Origin of the sequence: Paraburkholderia sediminicola (assembly GCF_046027825.1) — a bacterium.
Taxonomy (GTDB): Bacteria; Pseudomonadota; Gammaproteobacteria; order Burkholderiales; family Burkholderiaceae; genus Paraburkholderia; species Paraburkholderia sediminicola_D.
Genome location: NZ_JAQQDU010000057.1, coordinates 35987 through 57774 on the forward strand (window position 1 = coordinate 35987; position 21788 = coordinate 57774).

The window sequence follows — 21788 nt, forward strand, 5'->3', positions numbered from 1 at the left end:
AAATAGGTGGCACTTCCCGAGTTGCCTGAGTGCCTGTAAAGTCATACAGCGTTTTCGCGGCAGGCCCCCAAATAAAGGCACAAAGCGCACAGCCACAACGATGTCCCAAGCAGTTTGCAAAATCAGTTTTGTAAAACAAGCTTCAAAAGGGGATTCACATGTCAGTTGGCAATTCGGTCGTTGACACGACCACGAGCACCACCAGATACAAAGTCATCAAGTGGTCGATTATCGGGCTGTGCATCGCTATCGGTGCGCCGCTCGCGATCCTGCTGGTCAAAGGGCTGGTCGGCCTGATCATCGCGGCGATGATCGGGCTTGCGGCGATCAACTTCGGTCCCGTTCTTGCCATGAAGTTCGCGAACCAGAAAGTCAAGATGTTCGTGAACGAAGCGAAGTCGAACCCGATCGAGACGCTCTACAACGAACTGGCCGAAAAGCAGGAAGGTGCAGAGCGGTTCAAGAAGAGCATCACCGACTTCCGCACCGAAGTGAAAAACTTCGAAGACAAGACCGCGCAGTTCAAAAAGGAATATCCCGAAGACGCGGTGCGTTTCGAAACCCAACTCGCGACGATGAAAAAACTGCTCGCTTTTCGCGAGGGGCGCTATAAGCAGGTGCAGGACGAACTCAAGCGATTCTCCGACGCAATCGATCGCGCCAAAGCGCTGTGGGACATGTCGCAATCCGCGCAACGCATGAACAAGATTGCCGGCATGCAAACCAGCGACACTTTCGCGCAAATCAAAACGGATGCCGCGCTCGACTCCGTGATGAACTCGGTGAACAAGGCATTTTCCGAAATGGAAACGTCGCTGATGGAAAGTTCGGAAGTGCAGCAGGCCACGGCCGCCACCGAGATCGGCGCGATCAATCCGCCCGCCCAGCAACTCAGCTCGCCCACGGCACCCAAATAATCAGGCGCGCGCCGCTCGACCACTCAACTCGCTCGAAAAATAATGAAGAAAATTCTGGGTTCGGTTCTTTTCCTGATCTTGCTGGCTGCCGGTTGGTATATCCACGAAGGCGGCTTCAAAACCCCTAATTACGGCCAGAACGCTGACAAAGACGCTGCCGCGGTGAACGGGATAGACACCGGCAACAGCAGCAGCGCCGACGTCAAAACGCCGGCCCCGAGCAACCCGGACGGCTTCGTGCCCAACAAGGACACGCTGAAGTCGATATTGAGCAACGGTGTCGTCCGCGTCAGCGTCGAGAATCCTTCGCGGCCGTTTTACTCGGAAGACAACGGCACGCCGCAAGGCTTCAATGTCGACTTCGCCAAGTTGCTGTTCGCCCAGAAAGAGTTCACCTCGGGCGACCATCCGGTCATCACGGTCGACACGCACCACGGCGTGGACACGTATCCGGCGGTCCCCGATCAGTTGACGAAAACCGACAAGCAAGGCAACACCGTCGTCGACGTCGCCATGGACGGCCTGACATTCCCGGACAACACACCGAGCGGCGTCGTCTATTCGATTCCCTATGTTGAGGACTTCGGCTACTCGTTGATCGTCGCCAAGGGCTCGACGGTGCGTTCCGCAGCCGATCTCGCGGGCAAAACGGTGGGTGTGCTGCAGGGCGATCCGGACGTGAAGGCGTTCGTCGAGAAAGCGTTCCCGAACAGCAAAATCGTCGAGCTGTCGGATGCGAGTATCGAAGGGCAGCGGTCCTGGATGTCGCACTTCCTGGACGAGCGTCAGGTCGACGCAATCGTCTACGACTATCCCTTCGGCGTCTCGGAGATCAAGGGCACCGACCTGACGTTCGCGGTCACGAAGCTGGACGGCTCCAACCTTTCGTACAAAATCGGCGTGCGCAAGGAAGACAGCGCGCTCCTGATCTACCTGAACTCCGCGATCGCGAAGGTCAAGCAGTCGCCCGCCTATCTGGACCTGTTGCGTAAATATTTCATCAGCGACCAGGTGCTGACGACGGCCGCGACCGGCGGTGAGAAGACCTATGTGGTCCGCTCGGGTGACACGCTGAATGGGATTGCCGCGAGTCAGTTGGGAAGTGGTGCGCGATTTGTCGACGTGCAGAAACGCAATAATCTTCCGAATCCCAACCTGATCCTGATCGGTCAGCACCTGATCATTCCGGTGCGCTGATGCCGTAGGCTTTTTTGCCGGGCTCCCAAGGCCCGGCAAGAAAGGTCTTGAGCGGGAGCGCGCCCGCACCGCGCTCCCGCTGTCCCAGTCCATGTCCCAACGGGTTCGCGTGCCCGCGTCCGCCGCAAATCCGCCACGTTTGCATCCATTTCAGCCCCCGCTGCGTAAATCCCCACAAGGACGTGCAAACCCCGCCACACCCAACTAACCGATCGCGCGCCCCCAAGACCAGGAGGCGCGCTCATGACCCACCCCGCACCGACTTCACCCCTGCCGCGCGGCTCGCGGGTCGCGGTTATCGGCGCCGGCATCTCGGGTTTAGCCAGCGCCTATCTGCTGGCGCGCAACCATCAGGTCACCCTGTTCGAATCGGCCGCCTATGCGGGCGGCCACACCAACACCGTGGATGTCACGCTCGAGGGCCACACGCATCCCGTCGACACGGGTTTTCTGGTTTTCAACGACCGCACCTATCCGAACCTGATCGCGCTGTTCGCCGAACTGGGCGTCGAGTCGCACCCGAGCGAAATGACCTTCTCGGTTTCGCTCGACGAAGGCCGCCTCGAATGGGCCGGCACCAGCCTGAACACCGTGTTCGCGCAACGCAGCAACCTGTTCTCGCCGACCTTTATCGGCATGCTGCGCGACATCATGCGTTTCAACGGCAGTGCTCAGCGCAATCTCGAGCTCGCGATAGAAACGCGCGCGTCGATGGGCGAACTGCTGACGGCCGGTGGCTACGGCGGCGCTTTCCAGCGCCATTACCTGCTGCCGATGGCCGCGGCGATCTGGTCGAGTGCGACTGCCGATATCCTGGCCTTCCCGGCCACCACGTTCCTACGCTTCTGCCTGAACCACGCACTGCTGCAGGTGAACCGCCGGCCGCAGTGGAAGACGGTGGTCGGAGGAGGGCGCGAGTATGTACGCCGTATCGTCGGTACGCTCGACGATGTCCGCATCGGTACTGCGGTTAGAGGCGTACGGCGCGATACAGACGGCGTCGATGTGTTCACGGACAACGGCACGGAGCGTTTCGAAGCGCTGGTGCTCGCCACCCACGCGCCGACTTCGCTGCGCCTGCTGGACAACGACGCCGATCAGGACGAACGCGGCGTACTGAGCGCGGTGCGCTACCAGCCGAACGTCGCCGTGCTGCATACGGATACGAACCTGCTGCCGCGTCGTCAGCGCGTGTGGTCGGCGTGGAATTATCTGGGAAGCCGCGCGGTCGACGGCACGCATCCGGTGTGCGTCAGCTATCTGGTCAATCAGCTTCAGCCACTGCCCTTCCAGACGCCGCTCGTCGTCACGCTCAATCCGGTGACGCAGCCCGCGCCGGGCACCGAGCTGCGCCGCTTCGTCTACGACCATCCGCTGTTCGATCTGGCCGCCATCGACGCGCAGCACCGTCTGCCGTCGCTGCAAGGCAAGCGTCGCACCTGGTTCGCGGGCGCATGGACGGGCTACGGTTTTCACGAGGACGGTCTGAAATCGGCCCTGCGCGTCGCCGCCGATTTCGACGCGTCGCCGGCGTGGGCCGCGTTATGAATTCCGCTCGTGCCGACGTCGATCCGGCCGCCTGGCTTTTGACGGGCCAGGTGATGCACGAGCGCTTGCGGCCGAAGCACCATCGCTTCAGGTATCCGGTGTTCTATGTGCGCTGCGATCTCGATCGTCTGGCGTCGCTCGATAGCGGATGGTTCGGCATCGACCGCTGGCGTCCACTCAGCCTTCACACACGCGACCACGGTCCGCGCGACGGCAGCGATCTCGCCACATGGATGCGCGCGCAACTATCGGTGGCGGGTATTGAAGAAGCGGACGGCAAGATCTGGCTGCAAGCCTTCCCGCGCGTGTTCGGCTATGCGTTCAATCCGGTCAGCTTCTGGTTTTGCCACGACCGCGACGGCCGTCTGCGTGCGCTGTTGGCCGAGGTGCGCAATACCTTCGGCGATCGCCACAGCTATCTGCTGAGCGCTGCGGGCAATGCGCCGATCACGGCTGAAACTGAACTCACATGCCGCAAAGTGCTGCATGTGTCGCCGTTCTGCCGCGTCGAGGGGCGCTACGAATTTCGCGTCAGGGAGACGCCGAACCGTGCGTCGGTCTCGATCGATTACGAAGACGCTGACGGGCTTCTGATTCGCACTGCGCTGGGTGGCCGGTTAAAACCCTTAACGCGTTCGACAGCGCTCGCCGCGCTGATTCGTCAGCCGCTGCTGACCGTCGGTGTCGTCGCAAGAATTCATTGGCAGGCCCTGCGCCTCGCCTTCAAGAAAGCGCCGTTCTACGGCAAACATCCCGCGCCGGGTCGCACCGCCGACGCACCCACCGACCACGCCGCAGCAGGCCAACCGTCCGCCGCTGCGCGCCCCATTTCGTCCGATTGAGGAGATTCAGCCATGGCGCTTTCAAGAACCCTGAGCGAGCACCGAACCGTCCCCGCGTCGGGTCGTCTGTTTCTCTCTCTACTCGAACGGATTCAGGTTGGGCATCTGGTGCTGATCACGCCCGACGGTCAGCAGCGCGTGTTCGGCGATCCGCACGCGGCGCCGGGCGCGCGTCTGGAGTTGCGCGACTGGCGTGCCTGCGGAGCGATTCTGCGCAAAGGCGATATCGGTTTTGCCGATGCATGGCGCGCGTTCTGGGTCGATACACCCGATCTGGCCACTTTGCTGCGCGTCGCCATCCGCAACGAACGCGCGCTGCAACGCACCGTCTACGGCGGCTGGCTTGCGCAACTCTGGTACGGGCTGCGTCATAAACTGAGGCCCAATACGCGTTCGGGCAGCCGGCGCAATATTCACGCGCACTACGACATCGGCAACGCGTTCTACTCGCAGTGGCTCGATCCGACGTTCACGTATTCGAGCGCGGTGTTCGACGGCAATTTCTATCAGTCGCTCGAAGACGCGCAGCATGCGAAGTATCAACGCATCATCGATACGCTGGGCTTGTGCGAAGACATGCGCATTCTGGAAGTCGGTTGCGGGTGGGGTGGTTTTGCGATGCACGCTGCGCGCCAGGGCATTCACGTACACGGCGTAACGATCTCTCCTGCGCAGCTCGAATTCGCCCAGCAGCGTGTGAGCGAAGCAGGCCTGAGCGACCGGGTATACCTCGAATTGCGCGACTACCGTACGCTGACAGGCCAGTACGACGGTATCGTATCGATCGAAATGTTCGAAGCCGTTGGCGAAAAATTCTGGCCGACGTACTTTCGCATCTTGCGCGAACGTCTGCAGCCTGGCGCACGCGCGTTGGTGCAAACCATCACGATCGACGACTCGCATTTCGCGGCCTATCGCGCGACCAGTGACTTCATCCGCGAATTCATTTTCCCCGGCGGCATGTTGCCGAGCCCGCAGCGATTCATCGAAGCCGCGCGGCGTGGCAAGCTGGCGGCGTGCCCGTCGCTGGTGTTCGGCCGCGATTACGCCGAGACCCTGCGCCGCTGGCGCAGCGCGTTCGAGGCCCAACTCGATACGATCCACACGCAAGGTTTCGATGAGATTTTCGTGCGGACATGGCGCCTGTATCTGGCGTACTGCGAAGCCGGTTTCGATGAAGGGCGCACGGACGTGATGCAATTCGTGCTTGCCTCGGCGGACTGACATGCGAGCGCTCGCGGCGATCGTGCTGGTGTTGTGGGCGACTGCCGCCTGCGCCGATTGGCGCGACGACGTGCAGCCCGCGAAACTCGTGGGCGAGGGCGATTTCAGGGTGTTCGGCTTCAAGCTCTATCGCGCGCAGATGTGGAGCGAACGCGTGCCCGTCGACTATGATGAACGATTTGCGCTGCATATCATTTACGCTCGCGGTATCAAGCGCGAGCGGTTCGTCGACGCGGGTATGAACGAGATCAAGCGTCTCGCGAGCGCGCCGATTCCGGCTGATACGCTGGAGCGTTGGCGCGCGGATATGATGCAGGCGTTCGTCGATGTCAGTCCAGGCGATCAGTTAAGCGCGGTTTATCTGCCGGACAAAGGAGTGCGCTTTTATGCCGGCGACCGGATGACCGGCGAGTTTGACGATCCCGCATTCGCGCGGGCTTTTTTTGGCATCTGGCTCGACCCGTCGACGCGCGCGCCGACTTTGCGCAAGGAGTTGCTGGGTACGACGCCGTAAGGCGTGCAGCGCCCGAGTCGTGCTTCATCCGCGTTCAACCGTTGCGTTCAATCGTTGTGGCCGACGGTGCTCTGTTTCTGGCAATCGGTGTTCACGTTCGCCGCCAATGCGGACGAAGCCGCAGCACACGGCACGGTGTCCGCTTTAGCACGCCGCCGCATTTGATAGACGTTACCCGGCGTGTCGGAAGATGGGGGCGACGATTGCGCATCACCGTCACGCTGCGCCTCACGGCTCACCTGTGCGTCGATAAACGCGCTCGTGTCGTCGAGTACAGGCGCAAAGCCGCGCAATGGTCCAGCGATGGCGCCGACCAGCAGCGCGTGCCCGACCCTTGGGTAGTGCTTCACCTCAACGGTGTCGCCGGCGGCGCGCAGCCTGGCCGCGAGCCGGTCGGTATTGCCCGGATCGACTGTCGTATCCTGCTTGCCCACCGCGAGGAACATCGGCGGTTCGTCGCCGTCGACGAAGTTGATCGGCTGGCTCGCCGCGCGCAATGCGGGCGGGAAAATTTCTTCAAGCGTCGCATCCTTCAGTGGCAGAAAATCATACGGACCGGCAAGGCCGATCACGCCACTCAAATCGCGCTTGCTCATCTGCTGCGCCGCGAGATAACGGCCGTCTGTAGCCAGCAACATCACGATATGCGCGCCGGCCGAATGACCCATCAGAAAGATCCGTGACGGGTCGCCGCCGAACTCGGCCGCGTGATCGCGGGCCCATCGCACGGCCGCGGCTGCATCGTCGACAAAGCCCGGGAAGGCGGTTTCCGGCCACGTCCGATAATCGGGCACCACGGCGACAAAGCCGCGCGAGGCTAGCGCAGCCCCGACAAACAGATAGCTGTCGCGCGAGCCGCTCTGCCAACTGCCGCCGTAGAAAAACACAACGATTGGACGGCCATGCGAAGCGGTTGTCGGCGCACGGATTGCTGTCGGCATGTAGACGTCGAGTTTCTGGCGCGGCGCGCTGCCGTACGCCAGGGCGTCCTCGGCCTGGAAGTTCTTGCGCGATACGGTGGCATTGAGCACGCTGGCGGCGCTACAGCCGCCCAGAGCGGCGAGCGCCAGCGCGGCGGTCAGGGTGAGCAGGCGTCGAGGCATGAGAGTCGGATCCGTCGAAAATCGCTCGAAAATAAGCGTTCGAGCAATGTACGCGCCAACCCGGTAACCGGATGCAGGCGGCCGCCTTGCGAAGGTGGCGCGCGATTACGACGAAAAGCCAGCGATCTGGACCAGCAGAACGATATTGAGCGCCAGCACGACGACTGTGCCGGCCACGGCGGCGATCGTGGTCGTGCGGCGATTCCTGTAGCGGCCCATCAAATCCCCACGCGACGTGAACCACACCAGCGCGACCATCGGCACTGGCAGCGCGATGCTCAATACGACCTGGCTCAGCACCAGCGCGCGCGTCGCATCCACGCCGTAGGCGACCACCACGAAGGCCGGCACCATCGTAATCAGCCGCCGCGCCCACACGGGGATGCGAAAACCGACGAAGCCCTGCATGATCATCTGCCCGGCCATCGTGCCGACGACCGAACTCGATATGCCGGACGCAATCAATGCCGCAAGAAAGAGACCGGCCGCCGCGCCGCCCAGCAGCGGCGTGAGCGTGTGCCATGCGGTTTCGATGCTGGCGATATCGGCGTGACCGGCATGAAACGCGCTCGACGCCATGATGACCATCGCCATGTTGATGAGCCCGGCGACGCCGAGCGCGACCACCACTTCGATGTTCGAAAAGCGGAGCAGCTTGGTGCACTCGCCTTCGTTGCGCGGTTTCACGCGATTCTGCGTGAGGCCCGAATGCAGGAATATCACATGTGGCATTACCGTGGCGCCGATAATGCCGACCGAAATCGTCAGTGCATTGCTGTCGGGGATGCTCGGTGTGAACGTATGCTTGACGACCGATGGCCAATGCACCGGCGCAATCAGCAACTCGGCGAGATACGACAGGCCGATCACGCCGACCAGTGCCGCGATCGCCAGTTCGAGCGGACGAAAGCCGCGCTTCTCGAACTGCAGCAAACCGTAGGTGACGGCCGCGGTGATCAGCATGCTGGGCATCATCGGCAGATGCGTCAGTAACGAGACGCCGATCGCGCCGCCGACGAATTCCGCCAGATCGGTCGCCATCGCCGCGATCTCGCTGATACCCCACATCGCGAGCACGCAACGGTGCGGCAGTGCCGCGCGGCATAGCTCGGCGAGATTGCTCCCGGTCACGAGCCCAAGCTTGGCGGACAAAGACTGAAACAGCATCGCCACGATATTCGCCACGGCGACCACCCACAGCAGCGTATAGCCGTAGCCGGCGCCCGCCTGAATATTGGTGGCGAAGTTGCCCGGGTCCATATACGCGATCGAGGCCACCACCGCCGGTCCGACGAACGGAAGTATCGCCCGCAAGCCGCGGCGCCGTCCCGCCAGCGTCTCGCGGATATCGAAACAGGTCTGCTCCGTGAGGGTCAGAGGCACGGCGGCCTGACTCATCGCTTCGTTCATGACTGCTCCTGTCCGTCTTCAAGCGTGCAAGGCAATGCAGATGAAAACCGGCCAACGGGTGAGCGCGATCGTCATCGCGGCGACCCGTTACCGGTGCAGCGGGACCAGCATGGTGCGTCGTTCAGGCGCTCATGTTGAGCACACCGTTCACGCCGTTCGGGAAGAAGCCACCCTTGGTCGCCACCGAACTCGTCAGATAGACGATGTTGAGCACGTTCCCATAACCGCGGCTGAACGCGAGCCCGTTGCTGTCGAGCGGTACGATGTTCGACGAGCCGGGCGTCGCGCCGGTGATGCCCTGATCGTCGTGGCCGTTGTTGTCGAGGCTGTCGCGCGCGGCGGAGATCGCGTTGGCGGCAGTGTAGATACTCGCCGTGTCGACGCCTTTTGAGAACAGCACGGTGCGTACGAGCCCCGCGTGATAGGCCTCGGCCGCGAGAATGCCGGCAGCGGCTTCGAGGAAGGTCTTGTTGCTGATGAGCGGGGAGGCGCCTTTGTAGGCCGTTACGCCGACGTCTTCGAAGATGAACGCGCCGAGCAGGAAGTTGTTGTCGTTCGCATAGGGATTGAATGCCACGCCCGCGCCGACCAGTCCCGCTGCGCGCGCCGCGTTCGAGAACGCACCGTTCGGGTCGGTGCCGCCGATGTCGATCGAGGGCATTGCCACTGCCGCTGAGCCCAACGCACTGCGCAGGAAGTTGACGTGTTCGCGCTCGTCGTTGGCAATCTCGTTCGCATAGGCCTGAACCACCGGATCCTGGAACGGCACCTGCTGCCCGGGGATGACCGTGCCCATTGTGCCCACGCCGGCCGTCACGCTGGCCGCGAGGCCCGAACCCGTCGTCGCATACGTATAGAACTGCGATTCGAGATACTCCAGATTCAGCGCGAAGTTCAGTATTTCCGGGTCGGTCGGCGCGCTCTGGGCTGACACGCTCGATCCGGAACCACCGCCGCACGCACTGATCAGCGTGCCGCCGACCAGACCCAGGCTCAGGCCGCCAGCGTTGCGGAAAAACTGTCTGCGTTGCAGGCGCCGTTCAACCCGGCGGTCGAATGCATCGATAAGTTCTGCTGATTTATTGCTGGATTCCGACATGGCTGTGCTCCTCAGATGGTTCGCTGCCAATGCCGCGGACTCGCGACGCATACGCGCGGACAACTGGTACTCACGCGATGCACAAGCGCAAATCGCGGACACAAAAAGAGGCCCCGTTCTTCTGAGAAGAACTAAACGGTAGAGGGGAAGAAAGCGAGTCCTCAACCACCTTTACGGAACGAATGCGTGGCTAGATGCAAACCTCACAAAAGATTTCTGTGTGCGCTCGCAGCATCAGACAGGCTGATGCAGGGTTGCCGCCTTTTGACGGTCGATCAGCGTCATGCCGTAAGCGTCTGGCGAGCGGGTTCGGCCCGGCTCGCGGAGGCCGTCCGGCGATCCTCTGTACAATTGGGCGATCGTCAACATCGCACTTCGACCGAATTCATGGCCATTTCCTACAAGACTCCCGACGACATCGCCAAACTGCGCATTTCCGGCCGCCTCGCGGCCGACGTACTGGCGATGATCGGCGAGCACGTCAAGGCCGGTGTCTCCACCGACGAGCTCGACGCCCTGTGCAACGACTACATTGTCAATACGCAAAAGTCGATTCCGGCAAATGTTGGCTATCTGGGATTTCCGAAAACCGTTTGCACGTCCGTCAACCAGGTGGTGTGCCATGGCATTCCCAACCGCAATGAAATCCTGAAAGACGGCGACATCGTCAATATCGACGTCGCGATCATCAAGGACGGCTATTTCGGCGACACCAGCCGCATGTATTGCGTCGGCCAGCCGAGCACGGTGGCGCGCCAGCTCATCGACACGACCTATGAGGCGATGCTGGCCGGCATCCGTGAGGTGAAGCCGGGTGCGACGCTCGGCGACGTCGGCTACGCGATCCAGAAGGTTGCGCAGCGCGACGGCTTCTCGATCGTGCGCGACTACTGCGGACACGGCATCGGAAAGGTCTACCACGAAGACCCGCAGGTGTTGCACTACGGTCAACCGGGGCAGGGCGTGCGGCTGAAGCCCGGCATGGTCTTCACGATCGAGCCGATGGTCAACGCGGGCCGCGCCGGCACCTCGGTGCAGCGCGACGGCTGGACCGTGGTCACCAAAGACCGCTCGTTGTCGGCGCAATGGGAGCACATGATCGCCGTGACCGAAGACGGTTACGAGCTGCTCACGCCATGGCCGGACGGCACCGGCGATTACGAAGCGCCTTGAACACGGTGGCGGGCGCGCCTCACGAACCGTCGTTTCAAGGCGGTGGGCGCGTGAATTGCTGCGCTGTTGGCGCGCGGCTCCTGGCCCTGTGACCTGCGCGGCGGTCCGATTCAGTAAATAAGGATTTGACTCGCGCGCCGGTTCGGTTAAAGCTACGCCTTAGGGTTTCAAGGGGTTTTCGTCTGCATGAGTACGTCATTGACCGTTCGCCGTATCGCCGCTGATCAGGGCACCGTTTTCCGCGAACTCCGTACTGCGTCGCTGCGGGAGGCGCCCTATGCCTTCGGCGAAACGCTAGAAGACGCGTTGTCGGCGGATGCCGCCACGTTCGACGCCACCGCCGCCGAACGCGCTGTTTCGTTTATCGCGACCAGTTTCATCCTCTATACCGAGGGTCATCCGGCAGGACTGATCGAAGCGCATTTCGACGACGCCGCGGCGCGCCGCGCGTTCGTCTGCGAGTTGTGGGTGGCGCCGGCCGTGCGTCATCTGCGAGGCGGCGAGTTGCTGGTCGACACCGCCAGCACCTGGCTTGCTAGTGAAGGCGCCACCGAAATCTACGCGTGGGTTGCCGACGCCAACCGCAATGCGATGCGCTTTTACGAGGCGCTCGGCTTCGGTCCGACCGGCGAGCATCGGCGTGTCGTGCGTGTGCCCGAGCAGGCCGAAAGCCTGCTGGTGCGGCACGTGCCGACCACGTCGCAGGTGTTTCAGCAGTGATCTCGCGAGCGGCGCGTCTGTCTGCCGCTCACTTCCCATCCGCGTCGCTACAGCGTTCATGGCCGGGTTCATGGCCAAATGAGCGGCCTAAGCGCGGCCTGAACGGCCGAGGCGTGGCCCCGTCATGGGTATTCAGGCAGCAGTGGGGCGTTCTCCCGGCAAAAAAACTCGCTCCCCGCCTGGACGCCTGTAAAATACGCAAAATTTTTTGCCGAACGCTATGTCGCCCAAGAAATCGCCCTTTTTCGAACTCCGCAGCGGCTCTGTCGACACGCTCCTGTTTGTGGTCAAGACAACCGACCTCGACGCGATGCGTGCTGAACTGACCCGGCGCTTCGAGGCGACCCCCGAATTTTTCGCTAACGACGTCGTCGCGATCGACGTGCGCCGTCTTGCCGATAACGAACGCGTACCGCTCGCCGACATCGCGCAACTGCTCGACAGCGTGCGCATGCGCCCGGTCGGCGTCGTTGCCAACGCGCAGCAGCAGTGGGCGGCCGAATCCGCGCTGCCGCTGCTCGAAGCGCGCGATCGCCGCGGCGCGGCAGCGAAGTCCGCAGACGAAGAGGGGGGCCATGCTGGCGCTGCGGCACCCGTTGTGACTGCTGCGACAGCCACGCCCCCGGCCGATCTGTTCAGCACCGCAGGCGGGCCTTCGGAAAGCGGCACACCGGCCACGGCCGCCGCGGTCGAGCCGGTGCCCGCCGCCGAGCCAGTCCGTCTCGCCACCTCGTCGCAAACCACGGTGGTCGACAAGCCGCTACGTTCGGGCCAACGCATCTACGCAAAGGGCGATCTGGTCGTGCTCGGCCTCGTGAGCTACGGCGCGGAAGTGATCGCGGAAGGCAATATCCATATTTACGCGCCGCTGCGCGGCCGGGCGTTGGCCGGCGTGCAGGGCAATCACGACGCGCGCATTTTCTGCACGTGTCTCGAACCGGAACTGATCTCGATCGCGGGCATCTACCGTACGACCGAGAACCCGCTGCCGGCCGACGTGCTCGGCAAGCCGGTGCAGATCTGGCTCGAAGAAGAGAAATTGATGATTGAACCGCTGCGGCTCACCTGAACGGCGTGAAGCGCGCGCCGCCCTGAACAGTCACGGCACGCGGCGCTCCACGGCAAATAAGGCCGCACATAATTGACGAATTTGACGAACACAAGGTAAGGGTAATGGCAAAAATCATTGTGGTGACTTCGGGCAAGGGTGGCGTGGGCAAGACGACCACGAGCGCGAGTTTTGCATCGGCCCTCGCATTGCGTGGCAGCAAAACCGCCGTGATCGACTTCGACGTCGGCCTGCGCAACCTCGACCTCATCATGGGCTGTGAGCGCCGCGTGGTGTATGACCTGATCAATGTGATCCAGGGCGAAGCCAACCTCAACCAGGCGCTGATCAAGGACAAGAAGTGCGAGAACCTGTTCATCCTGCCGGCCTCGCAAACGCGTGACAAAGACGCACTGACCATGGAAGGCGTCGAGAAGGTCATCAACGACCTGATCGCGATGGACTTCGAATTCATCGTCTGCGATTCGCCGGCGGGTATTGAATCGGGCGCGCTGCTCGCCATGCATTTCGCCGACGAAGCGCTGATCGTGACGAATCCGGAAGTCTCCTCGGTGCGCGACTCGGACCGTATTCTCGGCATTCTGTCGTCCAAGACCAAGCGCGCAATCGAAAGCAAGGAACCGATCAAGGAACACCTGCTGATCACCCGCTATAACCCGAAGCGCGTGAGCGAAGGCGAAATGCTGTCGCTCACCGATATCCAGGAAATTCTGCGCATCGATCTGATCGGCGTGATTCCGGAATCGGAAGCGGTGCTGCACGCATCGAACCAGGGTCTGCCGGCGGTGCACCTGGACGGCACGGATGTCGCCGAAGCTTATAAGGATGTGGTGTCGCGTTTCCTCGGCGAGCAGAAATCGCTTCGCTTTACCGATTACCAGAAGCCAGGGCTGCTGCAGCGCCTCTTCGGCACCAAGTAAGGGGAGCGTACGTCATGTCGATTCTTTCGTTTTTGCTGGGCGAGAAGAAGAAGTCCGCGTCGGTAGCGAAGGAACGCCTGCAGTTGATCATCGCGCACGAGCGCGCCGGCGGCCATGCGCCTGCCGATTACCTGCCTGCGTTGCAACGCGAACTGGTGGCCGTCATTTCAAAGTACGTGAAAATCTCCAATGACGATATTCGCGTGAGCCTGGAGCGCCAGGACGACCTCGAAGTGCTCGAGGTCAAGATCGAAATACCGCAGGCTGGTTCCGCATAACGTGCTGCGCGCTCTGTTTCGTTTCGTCGATATGACGTCACGAGGTGGAGCGTAAGCGCTGTCTTTGTTGTGATGTTTTTTTGTGTTGTCGCGCGCTACTCTGCGCTGGTTCGTAGGGTCGCGACTTCGCAATTTTGTTGCGTCCTCCCGCTGTTCCCTTGCGTCGTTCTCCTCGTCGCCGTCCCCGCTACCCCTGTGTTCGTGTGCGCTCGCACAGGCCTTCTCACGCGTGCTTTCCACGCGGCGAAATAATCCGTTGCACTTCAGCGTGCGCCGTTACACGCGCGCGGTCAGCGGTTTCGTCCCCTTGCGCATTAAACGGATAACGCCGCATTCGGTGTCCAACTACAGAGGGAAAAATGAACAAGACCTTTCGCTTGCTGATCGCCAACGCTGTTCTGATCGCTGCTGGTGCATCCGCTGTGGCATCCGCTTCAGCCGAGGAAGTCGTGGTGATCGCGCCGTCCGCACCGCCGGCCGTGCGTTATGAAGCCGTACCGGCGCCGCGCGTCGGCTATGTGTGGGATCACGGTCATTGGCGTTGGGACCACGGTCGCTATGTGTGGGTCGCGGGTCACTGGCAGGCCGAGCGGGTCGGCTACCACTGGGTGCCGGGCCACTGGGTCGAACACGGTCCGAACTATCGCTGGGTTGAAGGCCACTGGGCGTAAGTTCAAAGGCAACAGCCGGGTGCAGTGCGGCGCGCGTCAAGCCGCTCGCGCCGCTCTCTCCAGATTGACAACGCAGGCGCCGCGCACGCTCTGGGCGTAGCGCCCGCCTGCGTCTTCCAGGGAACACATGATGAAAAAGAATCTGCTTCTGATCGCCGCGCTGGCGATCATTCTCGCCGGGTGCGTGGTGGTGCCGGCGCGGCCGTTGGTGGTGCGCGCGCCGGGCGTCGTCGTTTACTGACGTGGTGTGCCGGTGCCGTCTTCAGCGGCGGCGTCGCCGTTGACCTCATCGGCGATTACCGGCTCGGGTGCTTCGACTTCGGGTACCTCCGGCACCGGTGCGGGTGCCGGGCGCGGCAGCGGCGCCATATAGCGCTCTGCCAGCGACTCATACAGCGGCGGCGCGAACAGGCGCGCGACGCGGCTTGCGATCAACGCGGTGGCCATCAGCGAAATCACCAGGGCATGACCATCGATCATTTCCATCACGATCACGAACGACGTAATGGGCGACTGCGTGACGGCGGCCAGATAGCCTACCATCGCGAGGGCGATCAGCATCGGCAACTGCATCGAGTCGAACACCATGTGCAGCAGATTGCCGAAGCCCGCGCCGATCGACAGCGAGGGCGCGAAAATGCCGCCTGGAATGCCCGGCAGATACGAGCCGACCATCGAGATCATCTTCAGGAACGGATAGAACACGGACAGGTGCTCGTGCCCGTCGAGCAGTCCGCGCGCTTCCGCATAGCCGCTGCCGAAGGTCGTACCGCCGGAGATGAGGCCGACTACCGCGATCACGAAACCGCACAGCGCGGCGAACACGACCGGCCGCTCGCCGTGCAACTGACGCAGCGGCGCAGGAATCCAGCGCGCGGTGTTCAGCAGCAGCCAGCCGAACACGCCGCCCGCGATACCGGTGACGATCGCCGTGAGCAGAACGGCCACCGCCAGCAGATTGGGGAAGTGCGCGCCGATCTGGATGGTGCCGAAATAGGTGTAGTTGCCGTTCAGTCCGAGTGCGATCACACCGGCGATGATGATGGCCGTAATCAGCACGCCGCTTGCGCGGGCCTCGAAGCTGCGCGTGAGTTCCTCGATCGCGAACACGATCCCCGCCAGCGGCGTATTGAACGCCGCGGACAAACCCGCTGCCGCGCCCGCGAGCACCAACTGCCGTTCGATCAACGCGTTCGAGCGTGGATATAGCCGCCGCAGATTGAACATCAGCGCCGCGCCGACCTGCACGGTCGGTCCTTCGCGGCCGATCGTGAAGCCGCCGAGAATCGCCAGAAACGACACGGCGATCTTGCCGAACAGAATCCGGAACGACAACAGCCGCGCGCCGTATTCGCCAGGCTTGGCATGCAGGGTGGCGATGACTTGCGGAATGCCGCTACCCTCGGCGCCGCGGAAGAACTTGCGCGTGAGCCAGACGGCGAGCGCCGCGACTGCGGGCGTGACGATCAGCGGCGCCCACACATGCTGTTGCTGCATTGTGCGGAATTCGCCATAGCCCCAATCGATGAGTCTTGCATACAGCACCGCCACCAGACCGACCGCGATCGCGCCGAGCCAGAAAACGCCGTATTGCCGCCACAGGCGTCTGGCGCGACGCACGATGCTGGAAGAGAGAGGAAGGAAGGCCCGGGACATGAGGGTGTGCTGGCGCAAAGGGTGGATTATAAAGCGTGCCGCATCGATGAAACTGTATGAAAGTATTCTGAAATATAGTAAAAAGCTTATTTGTAAGGTGTGCAATGTAACGCGCTGTATTAATGACGGTATGGCGCGCGGCGGCGTTCAGCAAAGATTAATCCAATCGTCGGCTAAAATAGTTTGACGTATGAACAACTAACAGGTCCTCAATGAAGCGAGTCCTTATCGTCAAGGTCACGTCACTCGGCGATATCGTGCAGGCGTTGCCAGTCGCTGCGGACATCAAACGCGCGTTTCCAGGCGTTCAGGTGGACTGGGCGACCGACGAAGCATTCGCCGAAATGGTGCATTGGAGCAAGAGCGTAGATCGCGTGCTCTGCGCACCGTTGCGCCGCTTCAAGAAGGCGCGCCGCTGGGGCGATTTCAAGGCGATTGCGGAGTCGATCGGCGAATTGCGCGCCTACCGCTACGACTTCATCATCGATATTCACGGCGTGTACAAGAGCGCGATCATCGCCTTTCTGGCACGCTCGTCGAAGCGTATTGGCTATCAGTCCCAGGATCTCGGAGAGCGGGGCGCCGCATTCGCCTATACCGGGCGTTTTGGCCCGCGTCCGCAGTGCGGTGCCTGGCACGGCATGCGTATCAGCGCCGGCGAGGTGCTGGGTTATGAGGTCGAAGGACCGCCCGTCTACAATCTGCGCTTGCCCGAGCCGGCCACTGCACCGTTCGCCGCTGACAGCGCGCCTGTCGCAGCGCTGTTTCACGCCACCTCCAAAGACGACAAGAAGTGGCCGTTGCCCCATTGGGTGGCGGTCGGCCGCGAGTTGACGCAGCGTGGTTTTCACGTGGTATTGCCGTGGGGCTCGGAAGGCGAGCGAGCCGAAGCGGAGCAAATCGCGTCGCAGATACCGGGTTCGACCGTCCTGCCGAAGCTGAGCGTGACCGGGATCGCGCAGATGATCGACGCGTGCGCACTAGTGGTCGGTACCGATACGGGCTTCATGCATCTGGCGCATGCGTTGCAGAAGCGCACGGTCATGATTTTTGTGGCGACCTCGCCGTCGCATTTCGGTATCGAAGCGCCGTTCCGCTCGATCTCGATCGGCGACGGCCATTCCGTGCCGTCGATCGCTGAGGCATTGGAGGCGATCGATTACGTACACAGCGAACCGCGCGCCGTCACCATGCAGCACGGATCGGCAGCCGCCTGAGCGCAGCTTCGCTGCGCGCTCACGCAATCGTTTGGCAAAAAGAAAAGAGGCGCGACGTACAGTCGCCCAATCAAACGAGCGCTGCCACGGAACGCCTCGAAAAACGCCCGTGTCGGGGAACTACGGGCGGAGAGGAATCGCTGCAATGAACAAACTGACTCACGCACTGAGCGACCACTTCGCGTGACCGACTCAGTTCTAAAGAGACCGCCGGCCGGCGGTCGAGTTCAATGGTGCATTCATCCAGGCATGTCGCGCGAGTGCCGGCAGATTCGTGTGCGACTCACCGGCGTCCCGCAGCCGGTCGCTCCTGGCCACGCTCTGCGTTCTGGGAAGCGTCGCGCATTACACGTCTGTTAAATCTGTCGCTTTTCGTTGAGTGCCTAATTGGCTACACGCGTTCTCTTTCGTGTGGTCGCCGGTTCATTCATGGCGCATGGACGCGTGGACCCAAGCCCCTTAATCAGCGCCCCGATCCGCGCACCCGCCACGGGCAGGGTTTGCGCCGAGTGCGCGTGCTCAAAGCAGTATAGGCGGTGTTTTCGTCTGATGTGAATCTGTCGTCGTGATGCTTCGAGCGCGGCCGGTTTCGGGGTTCAAACGTGTAACACCTCCGTGATCTTCTCTTACAAATGGCAACGCTCGCGCGAGGCAGGGTCGTGTTCAATCGAGTCATTCGGGGTTTCGGCTCGAATGACTCTGACACGAAGGAGAACAATATGAAACGCTTAATCCTGACCCTGATCGCAGGCACCCTGCTGGCAACGGCGCTCGGCGGTTGCATCGTTGCACCGGCGCCTGGCTATTACTACGGCGGCGGTTACTATCACGGCTACTACCGGTAACGGCTTGCGGCGCACGTTTGGCCTGCACGCGGGGCCGAGTCCTGACGGCTGCTACTTGCCTGCATAGGCACGGGCAGCCGCTCAAGCGCTCCGGGGTACGTCAGGCTGATTCAGGTCGCAGCGCCCAACCGGGCGTCGTGGTGTTCGACCGCTCAGGCGAGCAGCATTTCGAAAGCGATCACCGCAGTGATGGCAGCCAAGTTCGCGGCCAGCGCTTCCACGACGATGCCCTTCCATGTCGCGGGACGAAAGCGCAGGGCCAGCAGCAGCGAACACAGCAACGCCAACGCGATGATCATCACGATGTCCGCGTTGTGGAGATGAATATTCATCAGAGCCTCCCTGCTTGCCTTAGGGTTATTGAATTCGAGTATAAGCAAGTCAAAAAGACGCGCAAGGCAGGGGATTTACCAGCACCGTGCGGAAAAGCGGAGAGAGGCGGGGTAACCGCCGATGCCGCCGCAGCGCGCGTCAATGCGCGCCTGGCGACACCGGGGTAAAGAAGCAATCAGACCATCAACGCAGTGCGCTCACTTACATCAAGCGCGCATCGCGTGTCTCGCGCATGCATAGCACACCGATCATGCTGACGGCCGCCGCAATCGACACATAAGCGCCCACCCACGGCAGCCCGCCGTGCGCGGCCAGCATCTGCGCGATATACGGCGCGACGGACGCGCCGAGAATCCCGCCGAGGTTGTACGACACGCCCGCGCCGGTATAACGCACGTTGGTCGGAAACAGTTCCGGCAGCAGCGCGCCCATCGGGGCGAAGGTCACGCCCATCAGGAACAGTTCGATCACGAGGAACAGCAGGACCAGCGGCGTCTGTCCGCTGCCGAGCAACGGCGCCATCGTGAAGCCTGACAGGATCGCGGCGATGATGCCGACGATCAGTACCGGCTTGCGGCCATAGCGGTCGCTCGCCCAGGCAGATAGCGGCGTGGCGAGCGCCATGAACACGACTGCGATGCACAGCAGGCCAAGGAAGGTCTGCCGCGGAATATGCAGCACCGACACGCCGTACGACAGCGAAAACGTCGTGGCGTTGTAGAACAGCGTGTAGCAGACCACCATCGCCAGCGCGCCGAGGAGGGTCGGCAGCCAGTGTTGCGAGAACAGCGTGGCGATCGGCACCTTCACGCGCTCCTTGCGTTCGATGGCCGCCTGGAAGGCCGGTGTCTCGGCGATTTTCAAACGCACGTACAAGCCGAGCGCGACCAGCACCGAGCTGACGAGGAACGGCACGCGCCAGCCCCAGCTGCGGAACTGTTCGTCGGAGAGCGACAGGGCGAGGGCAAAGAACAGACCGTTGGACGCCAGAAAACCAATCGACGGCCCCAGTTGCGGGAACATCCCGAACCAGCCGCGTTTGCCGGCCGGCGCGTTCTCGGTGGCGAGCAGCGCCGCGCCGCCCCATTCGCCGCCGAGGCCAATACCCTGGCCGAAGCGCAGCACGCACAGCAGGATCGGTGCGAGGCTGCCAATTGAGTCGTAGCCCGGCACGAAACCGATCAGTGTGGTCGACACCCCCATCACCAGCAGCGAAGCCACCAGCGTCGACTTACGGCCGATCCGGTCGCCGAAGTGACCGAACAGGAACGAGCCGATCGGCCGCGCGACGAACGCGATGCCGAACGTGACGAAGGCCGACAGGGCCTGGGCGGTTGCCGAGCCGTGCGGGAAAAACACCGGTCCGATGACGAGCGCCGCGGCGGTCGCATAGACGTAGAAATCGTAGAACTCGATCGCGGTGCCGATGAAGCTCGCGAAGATGATCCGCTTGGTGCTGTTCTGCCCAGCCGCATTGGGCTGGGCCGCGGAAATCGGCGAAGTGGACATGCAGGGTCTCCATGTGTCGCGATGCCATTGGGCGCCGTACTTTTATGTGTGGGCGGCGGCATCTTTGTTTAAGTTCGCGCGCTTCTACACGTCTCGCTGGCAGTTGAAGCCATGCGTGGCGTGGGCGACGATGCGACAGCTTACAACGGCTGCCGGTAGCCGTCAGCGGTCGCGCGCGAAAGTGGCCTGAGCAGGTAGTAACCAGGCGGGCTGCGTGGCGCGCGCGGGTAGCCGCGCGGCCGGTTCAGCGCGAGGTGCTGACAGCAAGGCGTCATTCATTGCATGCGTCGTGCATCGAATATCAGGCAGGCGACCCACGCGGATGGCATGGCGACGCTGCAATCGGGCTCGCGCCGCGCCAACGGGTGAGCGGGCGGCGTGAGCCGTGCCGGAAAGCTCCGGCTTAGGGAATCGAAAAATTATAACGAGCGCGGCCGCGGCACAGCAAGGCGGTATAAGACGAGTCGCTCGGCCTGCTGCTCATCTGGTCGTTGCGGCGCTGCGTTCACTCGATGGTCTGCGCTTGCGGCGAGGCGAACTCGCGCAACTGGAATTTGCCGTTGTCGTTGAACAGCCAGTCTTCGAACAATTCGAGCTGGCCACGGCCATTCAGCAATTTATCGGGCGGCTGCGGCAACGGCGAGGCGCGGCGCAAGCTGGCAAGCGCGGTGCCTTCGGCTTCGTCGTCGCCATTGGTGCGATACACCGACGACGCCAACACCCGGCCATCGCGATCCACCGTGAACGACACCACGACCAGCGAGCGCAGCATCGCTTGCGGCGTGCCGTGCAACACGTAGGACGGGCTGCGTTCGACGATGCGCTGGGCGACTGCGCTGCGGTACTGGTCGAGCGTCGCACTGTTGACGGCGGCCGCCGGGGTGATGATGAGCGGGCGATCAGGCGGCGTGATCGTGCAGCCTGCAAAGGCTGCGAGCGCCAAAACCGAAGCCGCCGTCGACGCGGATGCCGCGCCATGCGCATGCAATAGGGATGCGCTAACGCGTGAAGCGAAGCGTCCAGTCAAGCGCCGAAGGTGACGTGTGCGGGTGAGCATCGTCGAGGAAAGCACAGTGACATGATCTAACTTGATGGTAGTCAAAAAGCGCCAGGATGCAATTGTCGTTCACCCTCTCCGTGCGATTCGAACGCTTGTAATAGGCCGAAATATGACCAGATTTGCCTGCGGCCAAAACACGCCTACACTTCGATTGCCTCTTTCGAGAGGCATCGGTGGAAGTCTTTCATTTAGCCCGCTTCGCGCGGGCTTTCTTTTTGTGCGCCGAGCATGCGCAACAGCTTGGGGGTGGAAGTCCCCTGTCCAGCCTGATGGGGCGAAGGACTAGCGAACGCAAGGGCGTCGTCGCGAGGCGGGGTCTGAAGGAAGCGTGTAGCAAAGCCACGACCTGACGAACAGAAACCAGATATGAGGCCTACCCGGGCGGACGAGCGAGCAAATGATCGCGAAGTCCACAACCATCAAGGCACGGGGTGGTAGATCTGGCAGGTGTGTGGTGAAGGCGGTTGCGATTACCTCGGTCGC

Annotated in this window: 21 protein-coding genes; 14 read left to right on the top strand and 7 right to left on the bottom strand. The window is 62.3% G+C overall.

The window, feature by feature from the left end; translation table 11 throughout:
* Positions 1–158 precede the first annotated feature (158 nt).
* The 6 genes from PQQ96_RS27025 to PQQ96_RS27050 all read left to right on the top strand — a co-directional run bounded on the left by PQQ96_RS27025 (position 159) and on the right by PQQ96_RS27050 (position 6242).
* Positions 159–917, top strand: coding sequence for a hypothetical protein (locus tag PQQ96_RS27025; RefSeq protein WP_408298355.1), 759 nt, complete (start codon positions 159–161; stop codon positions 915–917).
* 42 nt (positions 918–959) lie between these two features.
* Positions 960–2114, top strand: a complete 1155-nt coding sequence (locus tag PQQ96_RS27030) for a transporter substrate-binding and LysM peptidoglycan-binding domain-containing protein (protein WP_408298356.1) — start codon at positions 960–962, stop codon at positions 2112–2114.
* Positions 2115–2357: 243 nt separating this feature from the next.
* Positions 2358–3662, top strand: a complete 1305-nt coding sequence (locus PQQ96_RS27035) for an NAD(P)/FAD-dependent oxidoreductase (protein ID WP_408298358.1) — start codon at positions 2358–2360, stop codon at positions 3660–3662.
* The gene (locus PQQ96_RS27040) at positions 3659–4504 is read left to right on the top strand and encodes a DUF1365 domain-containing protein (RefSeq protein ID WP_408298360.1); all 846 of its coding nucleotides are present in this window, start codon (positions 3659–3661) and stop codon (positions 4502–4504) included. Before PQQ96_RS27035 ends, PQQ96_RS27040 begins: the two co-directional genes overlap by 4 nt.
* A 12-nt stretch (positions 4505–4516) precedes the next feature.
* Positions 4517–5728, top strand: coding sequence for a class I SAM-dependent methyltransferase (locus PQQ96_RS27045; protein ID WP_408298362.1), 1212 nt, complete (start codon positions 4517–4519; stop codon positions 5726–5728).
* A 1-nt stretch (position 5729) separates the two neighbouring features.
* Positions 5730–6242, top strand: coding sequence for a chalcone isomerase family protein (locus tag PQQ96_RS27050; RefSeq protein WP_408298364.1), 513 nt, complete (start codon positions 5730–5732; stop codon positions 6240–6242).
* Between the two features lie 47 nt (positions 6243–6289).
* On the opposite strand, the gene PQQ96_RS27055 is transcribed toward PQQ96_RS27050, so the two are convergent.
* From PQQ96_RS27055 to PQQ96_RS27065, 3 genes are all read right to left on the bottom strand, one after another.
* A complete protein-coding gene (locus tag PQQ96_RS27055) occupies positions 6290–7345 on the bottom strand; it encodes an alpha/beta hydrolase (RefSeq protein WP_408298365.1) in 1056 nt (351 codons plus the stop codon).
* 105 nt (positions 7346–7450) lie between these two features.
* Positions 7451–8755: an Nramp family divalent metal transporter gene (locus PQQ96_RS27060; protein WP_408298367.1), complete on the bottom strand. Its 1305-nt coding sequence runs from the start codon at positions 8753–8755 to the stop codon at positions 7451–7453.
* Between the two features lie 121 nt (positions 8756–8876).
* On the bottom strand, positions 8877–9854 hold the full coding sequence (locus tag PQQ96_RS27065) for a ferritin-like domain-containing protein (RefSeq protein ID WP_408298369.1): 978 nt from the start codon (positions 9852–9854) through the stop codon (positions 8877–8879).
* Positions 9855–10241: 387 nt separating this feature from the next.
* Between PQQ96_RS27065 and map the strand changes: the two genes are divergently transcribed.
* The 6 genes from map to PQQ96_RS27095 all read left to right on the top strand — a co-directional run bounded on the left by map (position 10242) and on the right by PQQ96_RS27095 (position 14685).
* A complete protein-coding gene (map, locus tag PQQ96_RS27070) occupies positions 10242–11027 on the top strand; it encodes a type I methionyl aminopeptidase (RefSeq protein ID WP_408298371.1) in 786 nt (261 codons plus the stop codon).
* A gap of 186 nt (positions 11028–11213) precedes the next feature.
* Positions 11214–11747 carry a GNAT family N-acetyltransferase gene (locus PQQ96_RS27075; RefSeq protein WP_408298372.1) on the top strand — a complete coding sequence of 178 codons (534 nt, stop codon included), beginning with the start codon at positions 11214–11216 and terminating at the stop codon, positions 11745–11747.
* Between the two features lie 220 nt (positions 11748–11967).
* The gene (gene minC, locus PQQ96_RS27080; RefSeq protein ID WP_408298374.1) at positions 11968–12816 is read left to right on the top strand and encodes a septum site-determining protein MinC; all 849 of its coding nucleotides are present in this window, start codon (positions 11968–11970) and stop codon (positions 12814–12816) included.
* Positions 12817–12920: 104 nt separating this feature from the next.
* On the top strand, positions 12921–13736 hold the full coding sequence (gene minD / locus PQQ96_RS27085; RefSeq protein ID WP_063495093.1) for a septum site-determining protein MinD: 816 nt from the start codon (positions 12921–12923) through the stop codon (positions 13734–13736).
* A gap of 14 nt (positions 13737–13750) precedes the next feature.
* A complete protein-coding gene (gene minE / locus PQQ96_RS27090) occupies positions 13751–14014 on the top strand; it encodes a cell division topological specificity factor MinE (RefSeq protein WP_028196771.1) in 264 nt (87 codons plus the stop codon).
* 359 nt (positions 14015–14373) lie between these two features.
* The gene (locus PQQ96_RS27095; protein WP_172309694.1) at positions 14374–14685 is read left to right on the top strand and encodes a YXWGXW repeat-containing protein; all 312 of its coding nucleotides are present in this window, start codon (positions 14374–14376) and stop codon (positions 14683–14685) included.
* Positions 14686–14919: 234 nt separating this feature from the next.
* Here PQQ96_RS27095 and PQQ96_RS27100 read toward each other — a convergent pair whose 3' ends face one another.
* On the bottom strand, positions 14920–16341 hold the full coding sequence (locus PQQ96_RS27100; RefSeq protein ID WP_408298376.1) for a chloride channel protein: 1422 nt from the start codon (positions 16339–16341) through the stop codon (positions 14920–14922).
* A gap of 212 nt (positions 16342–16553) precedes the next feature.
* Between PQQ96_RS27100 and waaC the strand changes: the two genes are divergently transcribed.
* Together waaC and PQQ96_RS27110 are read left to right on the top strand one after the other, a co-directional pair.
* A complete protein-coding gene (waaC, locus tag PQQ96_RS27105) occupies positions 16554–17558 on the top strand; it encodes a lipopolysaccharide heptosyltransferase I (protein WP_408298377.1) in 1005 nt (334 codons plus the stop codon).
* A gap of 719 nt (positions 17559–18277) precedes the next feature.
* On the top strand, positions 18278–18403 hold the full coding sequence (locus PQQ96_RS27110; protein ID WP_408298379.1) for a hypothetical protein: 126 nt from the start codon (positions 18278–18280) through the stop codon (positions 18401–18403).
* 152 nt (positions 18404–18555) lie between these two features.
* On the opposite strand, the gene PQQ96_RS27115 is transcribed toward PQQ96_RS27110, so the two are convergent.
* The 3 genes from PQQ96_RS27115 to PQQ96_RS27125 form a co-directional block, all read right to left on the bottom strand.
* Positions 18556–18735, bottom strand: a complete 180-nt coding sequence (locus PQQ96_RS27115; protein WP_097391694.1) for a hypothetical protein — start codon at positions 18733–18735, stop codon at positions 18556–18558.
* A 202-nt stretch (positions 18736–18937) separates the two neighbouring features.
* Entirely contained in the window at positions 18938–20245 is a 1308-nt protein-coding gene (locus PQQ96_RS27120; protein ID WP_408298381.1) for an MFS transporter, read from the bottom strand.
* Positions 20246–20750: 505 nt separating this feature from the next.
* Complete coding sequence (locus PQQ96_RS27125; RefSeq protein ID WP_408298383.1) at positions 20751–21302, bottom strand: energy transducer TonB family protein; 552 nt, start codon at positions 21300–21302, stop codon at positions 20751–20753.
* Positions 21303–21788: the final 486 nt, after the last annotated feature.

Coding starts and splice junctions, on each gene's coding strand:
- minE (WP_028196771.1), top strand. CDS start 13,751: ATGTCGATTCTTTCGTTTTTGCTGGGCGAGAAGAAGAAGTCCGCGTCG.
- PQQ96_RS27120 (WP_408298381.1), bottom strand. CDS start 20,245: ATGTCCACTTCGCCGATTTCCGCGGCCCAGCCCAATGCGGCTGGGCAG.
- PQQ96_RS27050 (WP_408298364.1), top strand. CDS start 5,730: ATGCGAGCGCTCGCGGCGATCGTGCTGGTGTTGTGGGCGACTGCCGCC.
- PQQ96_RS27030 (WP_408298356.1), top strand. CDS start 960: ATGAAGAAAATTCTGGGTTCGGTTCTTTTCCTGATCTTGCTGGCTGCC.
- PQQ96_RS27025 (WP_408298355.1), top strand. CDS start 159: ATGTCAGTTGGCAATTCGGTCGTTGACACGACCACGAGCACCACCAGA.
- PQQ96_RS27065 (WP_408298369.1), bottom strand. CDS start 9,854: ATGTCGGAATCCAGCAATAAATCAGCAGAACTTATCGATGCATTCGAC.
- PQQ96_RS27100 (WP_408298376.1), bottom strand. CDS start 16,341: ATGTCCCGGGCCTTCCTTCCTCTCTCTTCCAGCATCGTGCGTCGCGCC.
- PQQ96_RS27060 (WP_408298367.1), bottom strand. CDS start 8,755: ATGAACGAAGCGATGAGTCAGGCCGCCGTGCCTCTGACCCTCACGGAG.
- PQQ96_RS27055 (WP_408298365.1), bottom strand. CDS start 7,345: ATGCCTCGACGCCTGCTCACCCTGACCGCCGCGCTGGCGCTCGCCGCT.
- PQQ96_RS27095 (WP_172309694.1), top strand. CDS start 14,374: ATGAACAAGACCTTTCGCTTGCTGATCGCCAACGCTGTTCTGATCGCT.
- minC (WP_408298374.1), top strand. CDS start 11,968: ATGTCGCCCAAGAAATCGCCCTTTTTCGAACTCCGCAGCGGCTCTGTC.
- PQQ96_RS27115 (WP_097391694.1), bottom strand. CDS start 18,735: ATGAATATTCATCTCCACAACGCGGACATCGTGATGATCATCGCGTTG.
- PQQ96_RS27110 (WP_408298379.1), top strand. CDS start 18,278: ATGAAACGCTTAATCCTGACCCTGATCGCAGGCACCCTGCTGGCAACG.
- PQQ96_RS27125 (WP_408298383.1), bottom strand. CDS start 21,302: ATGCTCACCCGCACACGTCACCTTCGGCGCTTGACTGGACGCTTCGCT.
- PQQ96_RS27045 (WP_408298362.1), top strand. CDS start 4,517: ATGGCGCTTTCAAGAACCCTGAGCGAGCACCGAACCGTCCCCGCGTCG.
- PQQ96_RS27040 (WP_408298360.1), top strand. CDS start 3,659: ATGAATTCCGCTCGTGCCGACGTCGATCCGGCCGCCTGGCTTTTGACG.
- PQQ96_RS27075 (WP_408298372.1), top strand. CDS start 11,214: ATGAGTACGTCATTGACCGTTCGCCGTATCGCCGCTGATCAGGGCACC.
- minD (WP_063495093.1), top strand. CDS start 12,921: ATGGCAAAAATCATTGTGGTGACTTCGGGCAAGGGTGGCGTGGGCAAG.
- PQQ96_RS27035 (WP_408298358.1), top strand. CDS start 2,358: ATGACCCACCCCGCACCGACTTCACCCCTGCCGCGCGGCTCGCGGGTC.
- map (WP_408298371.1), top strand. CDS start 10,242: ATGGCCATTTCCTACAAGACTCCCGACGACATCGCCAAACTGCGCATT.
- waaC (WP_408298377.1), top strand. CDS start 16,554: ATGAAGCGAGTCCTTATCGTCAAGGTCACGTCACTCGGCGATATCGTG.